At 69.0% G+C, this 17,812-nt stretch carries 14 protein-coding genes; 8 read left to right on the forward strand and 6 right to left on the reverse strand.

Features of this window, described 5'->3' with window-relative positions:
• Nucleotide 1 precedes the first annotated feature (1 nt).
• A complete protein-coding gene (locus tag IAI58_RS06440) occupies nt 2–772 on the forward strand; it encodes a substrate-binding domain-containing protein (protein ID WP_208776036.1) in 771 nt (256 codons plus the stop codon).
• Entirely contained in the window at nt 769–2,154 is a 1,386-nt protein-coding gene (locus IAI58_RS06445) for a GntP family permease (RefSeq protein WP_207445049.1), read from the forward strand. The genes IAI58_RS06440 and IAI58_RS06445 overlap by 4 nt, the downstream gene beginning before the upstream one ends.
• A gap of 44 nt (nt 2,155–2,198) precedes the next feature.
• Here IAI58_RS06445 and IAI58_RS06450 read toward each other — a convergent pair whose 3' ends face one another.
• The 4 genes from IAI58_RS06450 to IAI58_RS06465 form a co-directional block, all read right to left on the reverse strand.
• The gene (locus tag IAI58_RS06450; RefSeq protein ID WP_237182156.1) at nt 2,199–3,530 is read right to left on the reverse strand and encodes an LLM class flavin-dependent oxidoreductase; all 1,332 of its coding nucleotides are present in this window, start codon (nt 3,528–3,530) and stop codon (nt 2,199–2,201) included.
• A gap of 14 nt (nt 3,531–3,544) precedes the next feature.
• Nucleotides 3,545–6,076 carry a glycosyltransferase family 4 protein gene (locus IAI58_RS06455; RefSeq protein WP_207445048.1) on the reverse strand — a complete coding sequence of 844 codons (2,532 nt, stop codon included), beginning with the start codon at nt 6,074–6,076 and terminating at the stop codon, nt 3,545–3,547.
• Between the two features lie 59 nt (nt 6,077–6,135).
• A complete protein-coding gene (locus tag IAI58_RS06460) occupies nt 6,136–7,638 on the reverse strand; it encodes an FkbM family methyltransferase (RefSeq protein WP_208776037.1) in 1,503 nt (500 codons plus the stop codon).
• Between the two features lie 223 nt (nt 7,639–7,861).
• Nucleotides 7,862–9,196 (reverse strand): NAD(P)/FAD-dependent oxidoreductase, encoded by a 1,335-nt coding sequence (locus IAI58_RS06465; protein WP_207445046.1) that lies wholly within the window; start codon nt 9,194–9,196, stop codon nt 7,862–7,864.
• A gap of 244 nt (nt 9,197–9,440) precedes the next feature.
• On the opposite strand from IAI58_RS06465, the gene IAI58_RS06470 reads away from it, so the two are divergent.
• The 5 genes from IAI58_RS06470 (at nt 9,441) to IAI58_RS06490 (ending at nt 14,155) form a co-directional block, all read left to right on the forward strand.
• Nucleotides 9,441–10,379: a 2-hydroxyacid dehydrogenase gene (locus IAI58_RS06470; RefSeq protein ID WP_237182921.1), complete on the forward strand. Its 939-nt coding sequence runs from the start codon at nt 9,441–9,443 to the stop codon at nt 10,377–10,379.
• Complete coding sequence (locus IAI58_RS06475; protein ID WP_207445045.1) at nt 10,379–11,155, forward strand: class II aldolase/adducin family protein; 777 nt, start codon at nt 10,379–10,381, stop codon at nt 11,153–11,155. Before IAI58_RS06470 ends, IAI58_RS06475 begins: the two co-directional genes overlap by 1 nt.
• Entirely contained in the window at nt 11,152–12,264 is a 1,113-nt protein-coding gene (locus IAI58_RS06480; protein ID WP_237182922.1) for an ABC transporter ATP-binding protein, read from the forward strand. Before IAI58_RS06475 ends, IAI58_RS06480 begins: the two co-directional genes overlap by 4 nt.
• Before the next feature lie 100 nt (nt 12,265–12,364).
• Nucleotides 12,365–13,279 (forward strand): methyltransferase domain-containing protein, encoded by a 915-nt coding sequence (locus tag IAI58_RS06485; RefSeq protein ID WP_207445044.1) that lies wholly within the window; start codon nt 12,365–12,367, stop codon nt 13,277–13,279.
• An 87-nt stretch (nt 13,280–13,366) separates the two neighbouring features.
• Nucleotides 13,367–14,155, forward strand: a complete 789-nt coding sequence (locus IAI58_RS06490) for a class II aldolase/adducin family protein (RefSeq protein WP_207445043.1) — start codon at nt 13,367–13,369, stop codon at nt 14,153–14,155.
• Nucleotides 14,156–14,237: 82 nt separating this feature from the next.
• Here IAI58_RS06490 and IAI58_RS06495 read toward each other — a convergent pair whose 3' ends face one another.
• A complete protein-coding gene (locus IAI58_RS06495; protein WP_207445042.1) occupies nt 14,238–14,681 on the reverse strand; it encodes a PRC-barrel domain-containing protein in 444 nt (147 codons plus the stop codon).
• 129 nt (nt 14,682–14,810) lie between these two features.
• Nucleotides 14,811–15,818: a Bug family tripartite tricarboxylate transporter substrate binding protein gene (locus tag IAI58_RS06500; protein ID WP_207445041.1), complete on the reverse strand. Its 1,008-nt coding sequence runs from the start codon at nt 15,816–15,818 to the stop codon at nt 14,811–14,813.
• 163 nt (nt 15,819–15,981) lie between these two features.
• On the opposite strand from IAI58_RS06500, the gene IAI58_RS06505 reads away from it, so the two are divergent.
• Nucleotides 15,982–17,727, forward strand: a complete 1,746-nt coding sequence (locus IAI58_RS06505) for a glucan ABC transporter ATP-binding protein/ permease (protein WP_207445040.1) — start codon at nt 15,982–15,984, stop codon at nt 17,725–17,727.
• Nucleotides 17,728–17,812 lie beyond the last annotated feature (85 nt).

Raw genomic sequence — 17,812 nt, forward strand, 5'->3', positions numbered from 1 at the left:
GGTGCAGCAGGCTGGCTTCAACGTGATGCTGCTGGTGGCCAGTCCTGCCCAGCCGGTGGAGGAGGCGCTGCGGCTGCTGCTCTCCTACCACCCGGAATTCATCATCATCCTCGCCACCAGCCTGGCCGGCGAGGCGGCCGGGGCCTGCCAGGAGGCCGGCACGCCCGTGCTCTTCCTCAACCGCCATTCGGCCGACCCGCGGGCCCATGCCGTGATCTGCGACAACCGCGGTGGCGCGGCGCAGGTGGCGGACCATCTGATCGACGGCGGTGCCCGCAGGCTCGGCTTCATCGGCGGCCAGCCCGGCACCTCGACCAATGCCGAGCGCGCGGAGGGCTTCCGCGCCCGCTGCCTGGCGCGCGGCCTGCCACCGCCGCTGGAGTTGGAGGCGGGCGCCTTCACCTATCAGGCCGGCTACGACGCCGCCCTGCGCTGCCTCGGCGGGCCGGGCCGGCCGGAGGCGCTGTTCTGCGCCAGCGACATCCTGGCCGCCGGCGCCATGGACGCCGCGCGGCTGCGGCTGGGGCTGAGGGTGCCGGAGGATCTGGCCTTCGCCGGCTTCGACGATATCGCCCTGGCGTCCTGGCCTTCCTACGACCTCACCACGCTGCGGCAGCCGCTGCGGCGGATGATCGAACTCGCGGTGGAGTGGATCACCCGCTCCGCCCGCGGCGAGCCGCTGCCCGGCGGCATCGAACGCATCCCGGGGGAGCTGGTGCCGCGCCGCAGCTCGGCCCGGCCTGCTGACACCGTCCTGGAGACACCTTTTTGATAGGCATCCTCGCTATCGTATTGTCGCTGATCGGGCTGATGTATTTCGCCTATCGTGGGTACAGCGTGCTGATCCTGGCCCCCGTCATGGCGGCCTTCGCCGTGATCATGGCGCAGGGCGGGCCGGTGCTCGCGACCTACACGCAGATCTTCATGAGCAGCCTCGGCCGCTATGTCGTGCTGTTCTTCCCCATCTTCATGCTGGGCGCCATCTTCGGGAAGATGATGGCCGACAGCGGTGCGTCCACCACCATCGCGCATACCATCATCAAACGCCTCGGTGCGCGCCACGCCATCGCCGCCGTGACGCTGGCCTGCGGGCTGCTGACCTATGGCGGCGTCTCGCTCTTCGTCGTCGCCTTCGCCATCTATCCGATCGCCGCAGCGCTGTTCCGGGAGGCGCATATCCCGAAGCGGCTGATCGCCGGCGCCATCGCCCTGGGCAGCTTCACCTTCACCATGACGGCGCTGCCCGGCACGCCGGCCATCCAGAACGCCATCCCCACGCGCTTCTTCGGCACCACCACCTTCGCCGCCCCGGGCCTCGGCATCATCGCCGCCGCCATCATGCTCTTCGGCGGCCTCGCCTGGCTCGGCTGGCGGCAGCGCAGGGCGCAGGCTGCGGGCGAGGGCTATGGCGACCATAAGGAGGACCTGCAGACCTTCGACGAGGGCGAGCGGCCCGGATTCTTCATGGCGGTGCTGCCGATCATCGTGGTCATCGGCCTGAACGGGCTCTGCTCCCTGGTCATCTTCCCGAGGATGGACCTGACCTATCTGGCGGAGCAGACCTACGGCAATGTGCAGCCCTCCGCCGTCATCGGCACCTGGGCGCTGATCGTGGCGCTGGTGGGCGCGATCCTGACGGTGGTGATCGGCCACCGCCGCTACCTGCGCGACGTGCGGCAGACACTGAACCAGGGCACGGCGGGCTCCATGCTGCCCATCTTCAACACGGCCAGCGAGGTCGGCTACGGCGCCGTCATCGCCTCGCTCGCCGCCTTCCTGCTGGTGCGGGACGCCGTGCTCGCCATCGCGCCGGGCACGCCTACCATCTCCATGGCCGTCGCCATCAATGCGCTGGCGGGCATCACCGGCTCGGCCTCGGGCGGGTTGTCCATCGCGCTGGACACGCTGGGCGGCACCTACCTGGAGCGGGCGGCGGCGGCGGGCATCAGCCCGGAGCTGCTTCACCGGATCGCGGCGATCGCATCCGGCGGCTTCGACTCCCTGCCGCATAATGGCGCCGTGATCTCGCTGCTGACGATCACCGCGCTGAGCCACCGGCAGTCCTATTTCGACATCTTCATCGTCAACCTGATGGTGCCGGTGATCGCGCTGGTTACCGTCATCACCCTCGGAACCACCTTCGGCAGCTTCTGAGCCGCCAGGGCGCCCCGCATCCTGCGGGGCGCCCGCCGCGTCGGTCATCCGGCGGCCCGCACTGCCTTCCAGTCCGGCAGGCCCAGGTTCTCCCGCAGCGTGCGGCCCTCGTATTCCGTGCGGAACAGCCCGCGCCGCTGCAGTTCCGGCACCACCAGCTCCACGAAATCCTCGATGCCATTGGGCTGCTGCGCCGGCAGGATGTTGTAGCCATCGGCCGCGCCGCTGGTGAACCAGTGCTCCATGGCATCCGCCACCTGTGCCGGCGTCCCCACCACAGAGCGGTGGCCGCTGCTGACCACCGTGCGCAGATAGAGCTGGCGGATGGTCAGCCCCTCCTGCCGCGCCAGCTTGTGGAGCACCTCCGCCCGGCTGCGGATGGGTGGGTTCACGGGCTCCGGCACCGGGCCATCGACATCATGGCCGGACAGGTCGCCCATGATGCGGCTGAGCGCGGCCAGGCCCAGGAGGGGGTCGATCAGCGCCTGCAAGGCTTCAAGCTTGTCGCGCGCCTCCCGCTCCGTGCGGCCGACGATGACGGAGAGGCCGGGCAGCACCTTCAGGTCGTCCGGGGAGCGGCCGTATGCCAGGCAGCGGCGCTTCACATCGGCATAATAGGCCTGGGCATCCTCCAGCCGCTGGCTGGCGGCGAAGATGACATCGGCGGTGGCGGCGGCCAGTTCCCGTCCCTGGTCGGAGGCACCGGCCTGCACGACCACCGGATGCCCCTGCGGGCATGGTGCCACGTTCAGCGGGCCCCGCACCTGGAAGAAGCGGCCCTTGTGGTCGAGCCTGTGCATCTTCGACGGGTCGAAAAAGATGCCGGAGGCCTTGTCGCGCGTGAAGGCGTCCGGTTCCCAGCTATCCCAGAGCCCGCGCACCACCTGCAGGAACTCGGCCGCGCGGTCGTAGCGCGTCCCGTAGTCCAGATGCGTGTCGCGGTTGAAGTTGCGCGCCTCCTCATCGGTCCAGGAGGTGACGGCGTTCCAGCCCGCGCGCCCGCCGCTGAGATGGTCCAGCGAGGCGAATTTGCGGGCGATGTGATAGGGCTCGTTATAGGTGGTGGAGGCGGTGGCGACGAGGCCGATACGCCGCGTCAATGGCGCCAGCGCCGCCAGAAGGGTCAGCGGTTCCAGGTCCACCACATTGGTGGCGCCGCGGCTCATCGACCCCGGCGGATCATCCGTGGCGCGGACGGCGATGCCATCGGCCAGGAAGACCATGTCGAAGAGCCCGCGCTCGGCGGCGGCGACGACGCGGGCATAGAAATCCAGCTCCATCTGCCCGCCGGCCGGCGTGTCCGGGTGCCGCCATGCCGCGATGTGGTAGCCAATGCCCCGCATGGACATCCCGAGCCGCATCCGGCGTGCCGTCATCTGCCGGGTCCTCCTCACTCCAGGGTTCGATACCACTGTCCATCATAGAGGACTTCACGGATCCGCAGGGCCGCATCGGCCCAGGAATTGCGCGAGACGCGGGAAGGATCGGCCTTCAATCCGCCCGCCAGCCAGTCCTGCAGCGTCGTGGCCAGCGCCTCCGCGTCCCCGGAGGGGAAATAGACGGCGCCTGCGCCTCCCACCTCCCGGAAGACGGGGATGTCTGTGCAGATCACCGGCCTGTCCATCCGCGCGGCCTCGGCGATCGGCAGGCCGAAGCCTTCGGCCATGGAGGTGCAGAGCACCGCCTCGGCATGGTTATAGGCATGCACGACGTCGATATCCTTGGCCTCGGTCAGCCAGTGCAGGCGCTTGCCATCCTCCGGGTGGCGCCTGATGCGCTCGGCCAGGGCCTCGACCTTCCAGCCCGGCTTGCCGATCAGGCAGAGGCCGGCATCCACGCCGCGCGCCCAGAGCATCTCGAAGGCATCCAGCGCCAGGGCCTGCGCCTTGCGCGGTTCCAGCGTGCCGACCGAGACGAAGACCGGGCGGTTGCCCTCGAAGGCGCGTAGGGTCGCCGGCTGCGGTGGCCGCGCGGAGCCCGCGCGCACGATGTCGGAGCCGCAATGGAACCAGCCGATCCGCAGCCCGGGCCGGTGGGGGAGTTTGTGCGTCTGGATATACTCGATCAGCTCATCGGCCACGGCGCGGGAGATGCAGATGATCCCGTGGCTGTGCATCACCGCGTTCCCGATCCAGCGCGCATGCACCTCCGGCATCCCTGCGCCGCAGACCTGCGGGTAAAGCTCGGGGATCAGGTCATAGACGCAGGTGATGACGCGGCCGCCGTGACGCTCCACCTGCCGGAACAGGGGCTCGAAGCTCGCATACTGTTCCCAGGTGGAATCCAGCATGAAGAGGTCGTCGCCCTGCCGCAGTTCCACGGGATGGGCGCGGCCCACCGGCGCGCGGTGCAGGGTGGTGGCGACGAAATCGGGGACCGAATAGACCGCCTCCGGCTCCAGCCGCACCGCCAGGGGCACGACGTCCTCCGCCAGCGGCATTTCGTAGAAGGAGGCGGTGAGCTGGCGCACCACCCGCTGGATGCCCGTCCAGACATCGGTGGCCTGGGTCATGGTGGCGTCGATCAGCAGGCGGCGGGACCCGCCCTCGCGGAACTGCGGCACGCTGAACAGCAGGTCATCCACCATGGCCGGGATCTGCGCGTCGCATTGCGGCGCCGGCGCCAGGATCTCGGACAATTCGGTGCGGGCGCCGTCCAGCTCCAGAAGCTGCGCGGGCAGCACATGGGGCGACAGGGCGCGTTCCGCCAGCCGATCCTCCATCGCCGCCAGGGCCCGCGCGGCGCTGGCGTCCCAGGTGAAGTCCCTGGCGCGGCGGATGCCCCAGTCGGAGACTTCGCGGCGCAGCGCCTCGTCGCGCAGCAGCCGCTCCAGCGCCGTGGCCGCGGCGGCAATGTCATCGGGGTCGAAGAGCAGGTCGGCGCGGTTGACGATCTCGGGGATGCTGGAATTATCGGCCGCCAGGACCGGCGCGCCGCATTGCATGGCCTCCAGGATCGGCAGGCCGAAACCCTCGTAGAGCGAGGGGAAGATGAAGACGGTGCAGAGATTGAAGAGCCGCACCAGCGCCTCGTCATCCAGCCCGCTGGTGACGACCAGCTGGTCCGGCTCCATCCCCGCCTCCGCCGCCTGGCGGCGTAGCGCCGCGAGGTCGTCGGGCGAGAGCCTGCTGACCAGCAGGAGCTGATGCTCGCGGCGCAGCGCGGCGGGCAGGGCGCCGAAGGCGGCCACCGCGCCCTTCATGTTCTTCCGTGGATCGGCGCCGCTGACATACATCACGAAGGGACGGCTGACACCGGCGCGCTGACGCAGCGCCTGGCGCTCGGCCTCCGTCATCGTCACCGGGCGGAAGCGGTCGTCGGCGGCGGCGGAGATATTGACGATGCGCGCGGGATCGATGCCCAGCAGCGTCACCGCGTCCCGCTTCGCGGATTCCGAGATGGCCAGCAGCAGGTCGATCTGGCGCAGCGAAGCCGCGGTCGTGCGGAAGAAGCGCTCATAGACGGGGCTGCGGAGATACTGGTCGCTGAAGATGAGCGGGATCAGGTCGTAGAGCACGGCGGCCGTCAGCCGCGCCGGATAGCGGGAGAGGTCGGCCGGGCTGAAGTCGCCGGGCGCGGATTCGAACAGGCTCGTCGCCATCAGCACATCCGGCTCCAGACCCGCCACATGGCGCCGCACGATGGCATCGCCCACCCGCCGCAGCGGTGCGGTGGGGGGGAGATGCAATTCATCGCTGCGCGGCACGCGGTAGGAGGATACGGCGCCCCGCGGCAGCCGGTCCTGGTATTCCGCGGCGACTTCGCGCGCCGCCTCGGCATGGTTGGCGTTCAGCAGCAGGCGCAGGTCGTGCTCGCCGCGCCTTGCGGCCATGGCGCTGACAAGCTGCGCGGTGTAGCGGCCGATCCCCCGGGGGCGGGAGCCGTCTGTCAGTGCTCCCTGCATGTCGATGGCGATACGCATGACTGGATGATTATCCTCGGGGCTTGGTCGGGCAGCGGGAGTAGCGGGAAGGGGGGAAGTCAGTTGCCGCCCTGTGCCTGCCGCCGCCGCCGGGTATCGGCTTGCAGGAAGGCGACCAGCTTATCCCGGTGCGGCAGCTCCTCGTAATTCGCCGGCAGCGACGGCACTTCGGCCGGCGTCTGGTCCTCGACGCCGGAGAAGAAGAGCGTGGGGGAGGCCGGGCGGCCGAGGCTGCGGAGATTCCCCAGCAGCAGCGGCATGAACTGCCGGGGGTCGCCGCGGATCACGCGAATGGCCGTGCGGGTCTTGCGGAGCGGCGCGGTCAGCCGCCAGGAGGTGCTGGCGAGCAGGCTGTCCCGATGCTGCGCCAGTGCGCTGCCCTGCCGGCGCAGGAGGGCGATCTCCCGCGCGCGGGCGGCCAGATGCGTGCGCAGGCGGGCAGGCGCGTCGCCGGAGCCGGTGGCGCCATCCTGGTCCAGCAGATGCGTCACCTGGTCCAGCAGATGCATGACCTGCTCCAGCGTCTCGGCCTGACGCCGCAGGAAGGCGATGTCCCGGGCGTTGCGGGCCAGATGCGCGCGCAGCCGGGCGGGAATATCGCCGTTGCCGGCGGCGCCGTCCTGTTCGAGCAGCTTCGTGATCTGCTCCAGCAGCGCGTCCTGCTCGCGCGCATGCCCGGCGGCTTCCCGCAACTGCTCTTCCTGTTCCCCGATCCGGCGCTGCAGGGCCTTCTGGCTCTCCTCCATCTCCGCCCGCGCGGCGGACAGGGCTTCGATCTGCCGCTCGGCTGCCGCCTGCGCGGCGGACAGGGCTTCGATCTGCCGCTCGGCTGCCGCCTGCGCGGCGGAGAGTGCCTCGATCCGCTGCTCGGCCGCCGCCAGCGCGGCGGGCTTGTATCCGTCCAGCGCATTGGGAGGCGCGGCCAGCAGGGGCAGGAGTTCCCGCTTCTCATGCGCCACGAAATAGAGGTTCACGCCGTCGAAGAAGGCGCGCTCGTAATCCGCCCGCAGCAGGATGTCCTCCCAGGCGGCTTCGCTGCGCTCGGTGCTGAGCGGCCGGGTGGCCTCGATCACCACCACCCAGGGACGGTAGCGCCTGAAATCGGCACCCTCCAGCACCGCCTGCTCGGCGCCCTCGACATCGATCTTGAGGAAGTGGATCTCGGATGGCGCGGCCTCGGCGCAGATCTGGGCCAGGGTCATGGCGCGTACCTCGCGCTCCTCCACGGTCCAGCCGCGCGCGGCGGCGGCGGCGGCCAGATCCTCGTGCAGGGTGGAGAGTCCGGTGCCCGGCACGTTCATGAAGCGCATCTGGCCCGCTTCCGCGGCAACGGCCAGGTTGAGATTCCGGTCGCGCGGGCGCGCGGCGGCGTAAAGCTCGAAATATTCCCGCGAGGGCTCGATATTGATGCCGCTCCAGCCACGTTCGTAGAAGGCGCGGGTGACGGAATCCTCCGTCGGATCGCAGGCGCCGACGTCGATATAGAAGCCTCTCTCCACCTGCTTCAGCGCACGCCAGAGGATGACGTCCTCACCATTCTGCGCATAGGAGATGAAGGTCATCGCGGTCCTTTACCGAAAGGCGGCCGGGCGGGCCCGGAATCCGTCATGATGTTCCGGGCGGGGCGGATGCCGCTCCCGGAAACTCTGATTTTGCGCCTGAATGGCGGCATGAAAATGGCGTGGCGGGCCAGCGGGATGATCGTGCATCCGTCGGCGAAGCAGACGGATGCACGCAAGTCTTAATGGAAGGGCGCAGTCCTGCCCAGGGGGCGGCGCTGGGCGACTAGGCCCGCATCCGGTCGATCCGGTCCCGCAGCCGGTACCATCCTCCCACAAGCGGCAGGAACCAGGGCGTGCCGTCATAGAGCGGCATGGTCGGGAAATGCAGGCTGTCCAGCGCGAAGTTGTGATTGGCGGCGCCGGCCAGCTTCAGGGCCGCGTTATGCCCCAGCCAGCTCGCCATGGCGACGCCGGAACCCTGGCAACCGGCGGCGTAATGCACACCGTCCTGCACGCCGATATGCGGCAGGAAGTCGAAGGTGAAGGCCACATTGCCGTTCCAGGCATGGGTGATGCGGGTGTTCCGCAGTTCCGGGAAGACCTCCGTCATCATGCCATGCAGGGTGGGGGCGGCTTCCTCGGCCGTGGCGTCGCGGAAGCTGGCGCGGCCGCCCCAGATGACGCGGGTGCCATCCGGGCTGGCCCGGAAGTAGTTCAGGACCCGCCGTCCGTCCCCGACTACGCGGCGCTGGGGGAAGAGCCGGTCGGCCAGCCCGGCCTCCAGCGGTTCCGTCGCGATGATGTAGGAGGCGATCGGCATCAGCCGCCGGGCCAGCCAGGGCATCGCGCTGCCGGCGCTGCCGCCCTTCGGGCCGCGGGAATAGCCGTTGGTGGCCACCAGCACCGAATCGGCCGCCATCTCGCCCTGGTCGGTATCCAGCCGGAAGCGGCCGCCCTGCTGGCGGATGCCGGAGACGCGCACGCCATCCACCAGCACCGCGCCCGCCCGCTCCGCCGCCTGCGCGAGGCCGCGGGCGTATTTGCCGGGATGCAGGCTGCCCGCGCCGTCGGCGATCATGCCGCCGTGATAATGGTCGCTGCCCAGGGCCTCCCGCTGCCGCTCGCGCGGCACCATGCGGGTGGCGTGGCCGGTCAGCGCCGCCAGCTTCCCGGCCCGCGCCTCCATGGACCGGTAGTCGGCCGGGGTCCAGGCGGCGGAAAACCGACCGCAGCGGACATAGTCGCAGTCGATCCCCTCCCGCGCGATCAGCTCCTCGATGAAGGGGAAGCTGGCGGCGGCGGTTTCCAGGATCGCCCGGGCGCGGGCCTCGCCATGCCGCCTTGCCAGGTCCCCGGCCGCCAGCTTCAGCCCGCCGGAGACGGCGCCGCCATTGCGGGAGGAGGCGCCCCAGCCGATCCGCTCGGCATCCAGCACCACCACCTCGTGCCCGAGGCGCCGCAGGGTCAGTGCCGCCGAGAGTCCGGCATAGCCGCCGCCCACGATGGCCACCGCCGCGCGGTCGGGCAGGGGATTCGCGCGTTTCGGCGGCTCGGCGGCGTCCCACCAATACGGCCTGGCCTGGAAATCCGGCGCGCGGAGGGAAGAGGGGATGCTCATGCGGGCCTGCCTTGTCGTGAGGCGTCAGCCTTGCTGTCTGCCGCGCCCCTGGCAAGGGGGACGCGAACTGCCGCCGGCTTACGCAGAATGACCGAAACGCGGCCTTTTCCGGCCGGGGACATGTCCGGAGCCGGCATCTTGCCGCCCGGGCGGGCCTTTACCCGGCGTCGCGTCCTCGGCAGTCTGCCTGCCACTGTCCCCGCGCCCGGCGGGGCTCCTCTGTGCTGGAAAGTGCTGGTCCAACGTGCTGCTCCTGGTGAAGTCCGGCGGTGACAAGGCCCTGGCCGAATGGCAGGCCTGTTTCGGGGAGGTCGATCCCCGCCTTGATGTCCGCTCCTGGTATGATCCTTCCGTCAGGCTGGAAGATGTCCGCTACGTCGTGGTCTGGGAGCCCGAGGAAGGCCGCTTCCCGCAGATGACGGGGCTGCGCGCCGTCTTCTCCTCCGGCGCGGGGGTGGATCATGTCACCCGCGTGGCGGACTGGCCGCGCCACCTGCCGCTGATCCGCATGGGCGGGGCGGAGACCGAGCAGCGCATGGGCGAGTATGTCGCCTGGGCCTGCCTCTCCCTGCTGCGGGAGACCCGCAGCCTCGCCCTGGCGCAGCCGGAACGGCGCTGGCTCGACCAGGACCTGCCCTTTTCCGCCCGGCAGCGCACCGTGGGAATCCTGGGCCTCGGCAATCTCGGCGCCGCCGCCGCGCGCATGTTGCAGGGGCTGAACTTCACCGTGCGCGGCTGGTCCCGCAGCCGCAAGGATGTGCCGGGGGTGCGGAGCTTCGCCGGCCCGGCGGAACTGCCGGAATTCCTGGCCGGCACCGATATCCTCGTCTGCCTGCTGCCCTCGACGCCCGAGACGGTCGGGCTGATCGATGCCGCCCTGCTGGCCCGCCTGCCCGCCGGGGCCGGTCTGGTCAGCGCCGGGCGCGGCCAGCATGTGGTGGAGGCGGACCTCCTGGCGGCGCTGGATTCCGGCCATCTTTCCGGCGCGGTGATGGATGTCTTCGCCACCGAGCCGCTGCCGCCCGGAAGCGCCTTCTGGACGCATCCGAAGGTGACGGTCACGCCGCATGTGGCATCCTTGCCCCCGCGGCGGGCCCGCGCCGCCTATGTCGCCAGTGCCATCGCGGCGCTGGAAGCCGGGCAGCCGCTGCCCAACCTTTATGATCCGGAAAAGGGCTACTGATGCTGAACCCGCCGCCCGCCCCTCCCGTCCGCCCCGACCCGGAGCATGTGCCGACCGAGCGCGAGCTGCGCGAGGACCTGGCCTGCGCCTACCGGCTGCTGGCGCATTTCGGCATGACGGATCTCGTCTACACCCATCTCTCCGTCCGCGTGCCGGGGGAGGGGCACCGCTTCCTGGTGAACCCCTATGGCCTGCTGTTCGAGGAGATCACCGCATCCTCCCTGGTGCTGGTGGATGCCGAGGGGCAGCCGGCGCAGGAGACGACATGGCCGGTGAACCCGGCGGGCTTCGTCATCCACTCGGCGCTGCATCTGGGCAGCGACCGCGCGCAATGCGTGATGCATACCCATACCCTGGCCGGCATGACCGTGGCGGCCCAGGCGGGCGGGCTGCTGCCGCTGAACCAGATGAACATGGAATTCACCGACCGCGTCGCCATCCATGAATACGAGGGCATCGCCGCCGACGACAACCTGGACGAGCGGGAGCGGCTGGTGCGCGACATGGGCGACAGGCCCTGCCTGATCCTTCGCAACCACGGTCTGCTGACCACCGGTCGCACGGTCGCCGAGGCCTTCTACTGGATGTACTACCTGGAGCAGTCCTGCCGTATCCAGGTGGCGGCTCAGTCCACCGGCGTGCCGCTCTCCATGCCGCCGGCCGAGACGGTGGCGCGGGTGCGGGCGCAGGCGAAGGACAGCCCCATCAAGGGCTGGCTGCCTTGGCAGGCGCTGAAACGCAAGATGGACCGGGAGCAGCCGGACTACCGCGCGTGAGTGCCGCGGCAGCCATTCCCGCCAGCGCCGGCCACGCCCTTGGCCTGCGCGGCATCACCAAGCGCTATGGCAGCTTCACGGCGGTCGAGGACGTGGATATCGAGGTGGGGCGGGGCGAGTTCCTGACCCTGCTCGGCCCCTCCGGCTCCGGCAAGACGACGCTGCTGATGACCATCGCCGGCTTCGTCCAGCCCAGCAAGGGGCAGGTGCTGCTGGACGGGCGGGACATCACGGGTCTGCCGCCGGAGAAGCGCGACTTCGGCATGGTCTTCCAGGGCTATGCGCTGTTTCCCCATCTCACGGTGGCCGAGAATGTCGCCTTTCCGCTGCGGGTGCGGCACATGCCGAAGCCCCGGCAGGCGGAGAAGGTGCGGGCGGCGCTGGACCTGGTGCAGCTGACCCGCTTCGCCGAACGCCGCCCGAGCCAGCTTTCCGGCGGGCAGCAGCAGCGTGTGGCCCTGGCCCGCGCCCTGGTCTTCGACCCCGCCCTGTTGCTGCTGGACGAGCCGCTCTCGGCGCTGGACAAGAAGCTGCGGGCGGAATTGCAGGATGAGCTGAAGGCGCTGCACCGCCGCGTCGGCCGCACCTTCGTCAATGTGACGCATGACCAGGAGGAGGCGCTGAGCCTCTCCGATCGCATCGCCATCCTGAACCATGGGCGGCTGGTGCAGCAGGGCAGCCCCTCGCAGCTCTATGAGGCGCCGCGCACCCGCTTCGTGGCGGATTTCCTGGGTAAGTCCAACTTCCTGGCCGGGCAGGCCGAGGGTGCCACGGCGGAGGGCTTTTCCCTTCGCGCCGGCGGCACGCTGCTGAAGGTGGTTGCCGCAGCCCGGCCCGCCGCCGGGGCGCGGGTCCTGCTCTCCCTGAGGCCGGAGAAGGTGGCGCTGCTGGGGCCGGACGAGGGGGCGGAGAATGCCGTCTCCGGCACGGTGGAAAGCTGGTCCTATCTGGGATCCGGCTTCGCCTTGCTGGTGGCGGTGCCCGATCTCGGCCCGCTGCGGGTGAACCTGCCGGCCTGGAACGCCCCTTTCGCCCCGGCCGAGGGGCTGCCGGTGCGGCTGGGCTGGTCCGCGCGCGCCGCCGTGCCGGTGGAGGAGGATGGCGCCTGAAAAGCGCCAGGACCACGCTTTCTTTCTGGCGGGACCGTAACAGTATTGACGCATGGCGATGATGCGCGCGATGAGAACAGATCCCCCCGGAGGTTCGCACGTGCCGCATCTTGCATGCCCGGTGTGCCACATCCCTCTGACCGATGCCGGCGCGGAGCGAAGTTGCTCCGGCTGTGGCCAGCGCTACCCGCTGGTCAATGGCGTGCCGGTGTTACTGAACGAGGCTAACAGCGTCTTCCGCATCGCCGACTATGTCAGCGGCCAGGGATATGAAGGCGCCAGCGGCTACGGCGGCTCGGTGGACCAGACCGGCGGCCTCCGCCGTCTTTATCGCCGTTTCGCGCGGAGCCTTTCCGAAGCGCCTATGCCCGGCAGCAGCTTCGACCCCATGGACATCATCCTGGCCGAGCGGCCGGAGGCCGAGGTGCTGGTGATCGGCTCGGGAGAGCGGGAGCGGCGCGGGCGCGTCACCTATACTGACGTGGCCATGGCCAGGAACATCGCCTGTATCTGCGATGCCCATGACCTGCCCTTCGAGGACGCCTCCTTCGACGCTGTCTTCGCCGAGGCAGTGCTGGAGCATGTCTGCGACCCGCAGCGGGTGGTGGCCGAGATCATCCGCGTGCTGAAGCCGGACGGCTTCGTCTATGCAGTCACGCCCTTTCTGCAGCCGGTGCATATGGGCGCCTATGACTTCACCCGCTTCACCTATCTCGGGCACCGCCGGTTATTCCGGCAGTTCGACGACATGGGCAGCGGCATGATGGGCGGCCCTGGCTATTCCGCCATTCATCTGCTGCGCAATCTCTTCACGGGCATCACGGATCGGCACCTTCTGCGCTCGATACTGCGACTGATGGCGCTGCTGCTGACCTGGCCGATGCGCTATCTCGACCTGCCGCTCTCGCGCACCGAAGCTTCCTACAACTCCGCCTGCGCCTGCTATTTCTTGGGCCGCAAGCGGGAAATGCCGATTCCGGACCGCGATATCCTGGCCTTCTTCCGCGGACATTGATCCCTGCCGGGCTTCGCGGTTTTCGGATTGACGCCGTGCGGTGCGGGGTCTGTCATTCTCTGACTGCGAAGATGAGGATCAGCGTCAATGAACATCGCCACCCCGCCAGCCCGGCTCAACTGCTCAGAGGAAGAGTGGCGCGTCCGCTGCGACCTCGCCGCGCTCTACCGGCTGGTCGCGCATCACAAGATGACGGACTTCATCTACACCCATATCAGCGCGCGGGTGCCGGGGCCGGAGCATCATTTCCTGATCAATAAATATGGCATGCTCTTCCATGAGATGCGTGCCAGCGACCTGGTGAAGATCGACCTCAACGGCAATGTGGTCGAGGATGAGCCTGGATCGAAGCCCGTCAATGCCGCGGGCTTCACCATCCACTCCGCCCTGCATATGGCGCGGGAGGATGCGATGTGCGTCGTGCATACCCATACCGCCGCCGGTATCGCCGTCTCCGCCCAGAAGCACGGCCTGCTGCCGATCAGCCAGCATGCGCTGAAATTCTACGGCCATCTGGCCTATCACGGCTATGAAGGCGTCGCGCTGGACCTGGATGAGCGGGAGCGGCTGGTGGCCGATATCGGCCAGCACCAGGCCATGATCCTGCGGAACCACGGGCTGCTGGTGACCGGGCGCACCATCCCCGAGGCCTTCAACATGATCTATTACCTGGAGCGGGCCTGCCAGGCACAGGTCGCCGCCCTGGCCGGTGGGGCCGAGCTGGTCCTTCCGCCCGAGGAGGTGCGGCTGAAGACCGCCGCCCAGTTCAACGGCAAGACGCCCGAAGAGAGGGAGGCGAAGCTGGCCCATTTCGAATGGGCCTGGGCCAGCGCGCTGCGCCTGATCGAGGGCGACAGGACCGACTGGCGCAGCTGAGGCACCGCCGGGCGCGCCCGGAAGTCCGGCCGGCAAAGCAGGGCCTCTGGCCCTGCATGTCGGCCGGCTTCGTCTTCCGGCTTTAGTTGCTGCTCTTGTAGCTGTAGGCCGGCGCGTTCTTCAGCTCGTCCTGGGTCATATCGACCGTGCCCTTCAGGTTGTTGCCATCCCGCTGGATGGTCACGGCCGAGGGATTCAGGACGACATGGCGTTCGCCCATGCCGAGGAAGCCGCCGACGCTGACGACGATTCCCGTCACCGTCTTGCCGTTGTCGATCACCAGGTCCTCGATCTCACCGATCGTCTGCCCCTGCCTGTTGACCAACTGGATGTCATCATATTCCTCGGCCATCACGTCCGTCGGCTTCACCGTCGCGAACTTGCCGCCCGGCGCGGTCGTGGTGGTCGTGGTCGTGGTGCTGCCGGGCGCGGTGCCCGGTGTGCCGGCGCCGGGCGTGGTGGCCTGGGCCATGGCGCCGCCGGCGATACCAATGGTCAACAAAGCTGCACAAATGGTCTGACGCATGGCGGGCTCCTCAGTTTTTGTTGCGAGGAACTCAACGCGGACCCCCCAGCCCGGTTTACGAGCCGCTCATCAAACCCTTGTTGAAGGCGGCCGGGGAGGAGGGCGTCTCCTTCCCGGCGATAACGGGTGTCAGCCGTCCACCTTGGCGCCGGAGCGGCGCACCACCTCGGCCCACTTCTTGACCTCGGCGGCGACGAAGGTCTCGAAGGCCTCCGGGCTGGTGCCGCCATCCGGCGTCAGGTCAGGCTTCATGCCGCCCAGGTCCGCCAGCCTCGCCCAGACTTCCTTGTCCTTCACCACCGCATCGATCGTGGCGCCCAGCTTGTCGATGACGGGCTTCGGCGTCTTGGCCGGGGCCTGCACACCGAACCAGCCGGTCGCCTCGACGCCGGGCAGCCCTTCCTCGGCCGTGGTGGGTACATCGGGAAGGGCGGGGCTGCGGACGGGGGTGGTCACCGCCAGCGCCCTCAGCCGCCCTTCCCGGATATGGCCGATGGCGGAGGGCAGGTTGTCCACGCCCACCTCCACGCGGCCGGCCATGATCTCGGCCATCATCGGGCCGGCGCCCCTGAAGGGCACATGCGTCATCTGGATCCCGGCTTCCAGCTTCAGCAGCTCGCCCGTCATGTGCAGCGAGGTGCCGGCGCCGGAGGAGCCGTGATTCAGCTCATTGGGCTTGGACTTGGCCAGCGCCACCAGCTCCCGCAGGTTCTTCACCGGCAGTTCCGGGTTCACGAAGATGACGTTGGGTACCTTGATCAGCAGCCCGACATTGGCGAGGTCGGAAGGCTTGTAGCCGATCTGCCCGGCATAGAGCGCATAGTTGATGGCGCCGGATGAGACCGTCTGCATGAGGATGGTATAGCCATCCGGCTCCGCCTTCGCGGCGACCTCGCTGCCGATATTGCCGCCGGCTCCCCCGCGGTTCTCGATCGGGAAGGCTTGGCCCAGCCGCTGGTGCAACTGCTCCGCCAGGATCCGGGCGGCGATGTCGGTGGTGCCGGCGGGGGTGAAAGGCACAATGAACCTTACCGGCCGGGCAGGCCAGTTGCCCTGGGCAAACCCCAGGCGCGGCAGGGCGGCGAGGGGAAGCAGGCCAGCGGCGCCGAGCAGCGCCCGGCGATGCAGCTTCGTCATGAACATCTCCTTCGTCGCCGGTCAGCGAAGGTCTGTTATGCCTTCGTCTTGTAGTCCGGCTGCCCTGTTCCTGCCGCATACCCCTGGTCTCTTGCAAGCGGGTCGATGCGAGCCAAATGGCGGGCATGGCAAGGCTCTGCCTCGACAGGGGTGCTGGGAGCAGATGAATTTCGTAAAGGTCTATGCGCGCGTGCTCGGCCTGCTGAAGCCGGACCGCGGGGTGGCGATAGGGCTGGCGCTGACTGCTGCGGTGGTGGCCGGCCTGCAATTCCTGGAGCCGGTGCTCTTCGGCCGGGTGGTGGACCTTCTCTCGGGCAATAAGGGCCAGTCCACGCTGGAGCTGCTGCTGATCTGGGGCGCCGTGGGGCTGGTGGGCATCGGCTGCAACGCGGCCATTGCCCTTTTTTCGGACCGCATGGCTCACCGCAACCGCCTGGCGGTCATGCATAGCTATTACCAGCATGTCCTGGCCATGCCGCCCGCCTTCCATGGCGATACCCAGTCCGGGCGCCTGATGAAGGTGATGCTGGTCGGCACCGACAACCTCTTCAATCTCTGGCTCTCCTTCTTCCGGGACCATCTGATCACGGTGCTGGCGGCCTGCGTGTTGCTGCCGCTGAGCCTGGTGTTGAACTGGCGCCTGGGCCTGCTGCTGGTCGGGCTGGTGGTGCTCTTCTGCATCGTCGCGACCTTCGTCGTCACCCGCACCCACCACCGGCAGGCCGAGGTCGAGCAGCTGCACACCCAGCTGGCCGGCAACGCGCAGGATACCCTCTCCAATATCCTGGTGGTGCAGTCCTTCACCCGCCTTCAGGCGGAGACGAAGCTGTTCGACAGCATCATCCGGCAGGTGCTGGAGCGGCAGTTCCCGGTGCTGAACTGGTGGGCCATGCTCTCGGTCCTGACGCGCTCGGCCAGCACGCTCTGCATCATGGCGATCTTCGGGGTCGGTGCCTGGCTGAACGGGCGGGGGCAGGCCAGCGTGGGCGAGATCGTCTCCTTCATGGGCTTCGCCCTGCTGCTGATCGGGCGGCTGGAAGGGCTGGTTGGCTTCGTCGCCCGGCTGGTCTTCCAGATGCCGGCCCTGCAGGAGCTCTTCAAGGTGATCGACACCAAGAGCACGGTGCCCGACCACCCGGATGCGGTGGGCCTGGGCCGCGCCCGGGGCGACGTGGCCTTCGAGGATGTGAGCTTCGCCTATCCCGGCGCCCGCTCCACCCTCTCTCATGTCAGCTTCAAGGCCGAGGCCGGGCGTTGCGTGGCGCTGGTGGGCCAGACCGGCGCGGGCAAGACCACGGCCATGGCGCTGCTGCAGCGGCTCTGGGACCCGGCCGCGGGCCGCATCACCATCGATGGCGTGGACCTGCGCGACATGACGCTGGAGAGCCTGCGCCGCAATGTCGGCGTGGTCTTCCAGGACAGCCTGCTCTTCAACCGCACCATCCGCGAGAACCTGCTGGTCGGCCGCCCCGATGCGACGCAGGAGGAGGTCGAGGAAGCCTGCCGCATGGCCGAGGCCCATGACTTCATCATGCGCCAGCCGCGGGGCTACGATACCCTGGTAGGGGAGCGGGGCTGCGCCCTGTCCGGCGGCCAGAAGCAGCGGCTTGCCATCGCCCGCGCGCTGCTGAAGAACCCGCCCATCCTGATCCTGGACGAGGCGACCAGCGCGCTGGATGCCGCGACCGAGGCGCGGGTGCAGAAGGCCCTGAAGGCCCTGATGGCCGGCCGCACCACCTTCATCATCGCCCATCGCCTCTCCACCATCCGCGATGCCGATGAGATCCTGGTCTTCGAGGCCGGGCAGGTGATCGAGCGGGGTGACTTCCAGACCCTGGTCCGGCGCGGCGGCAGCTTCGCCGAACTGGTCCGCAATCAGATGCCCCCGCCCCTGGCGCTGGTGGCCTGAGGCCGGGGAGCACCGACTGGCCCCCCGGCTGCGGCAGGACTCCCATAACCCTTTATCCGTTGACGGCGGGGGCCATGGCCCGCAT

The sequence above is a fragment of the Roseomonas marmotae genome, from assembly GCF_017654485.1.
GTDB classification, from domain to species: Bacteria; Pseudomonadota; Alphaproteobacteria; order Acetobacterales; family Acetobacteraceae; genus Pseudoroseomonas; species Pseudoroseomonas marmotae.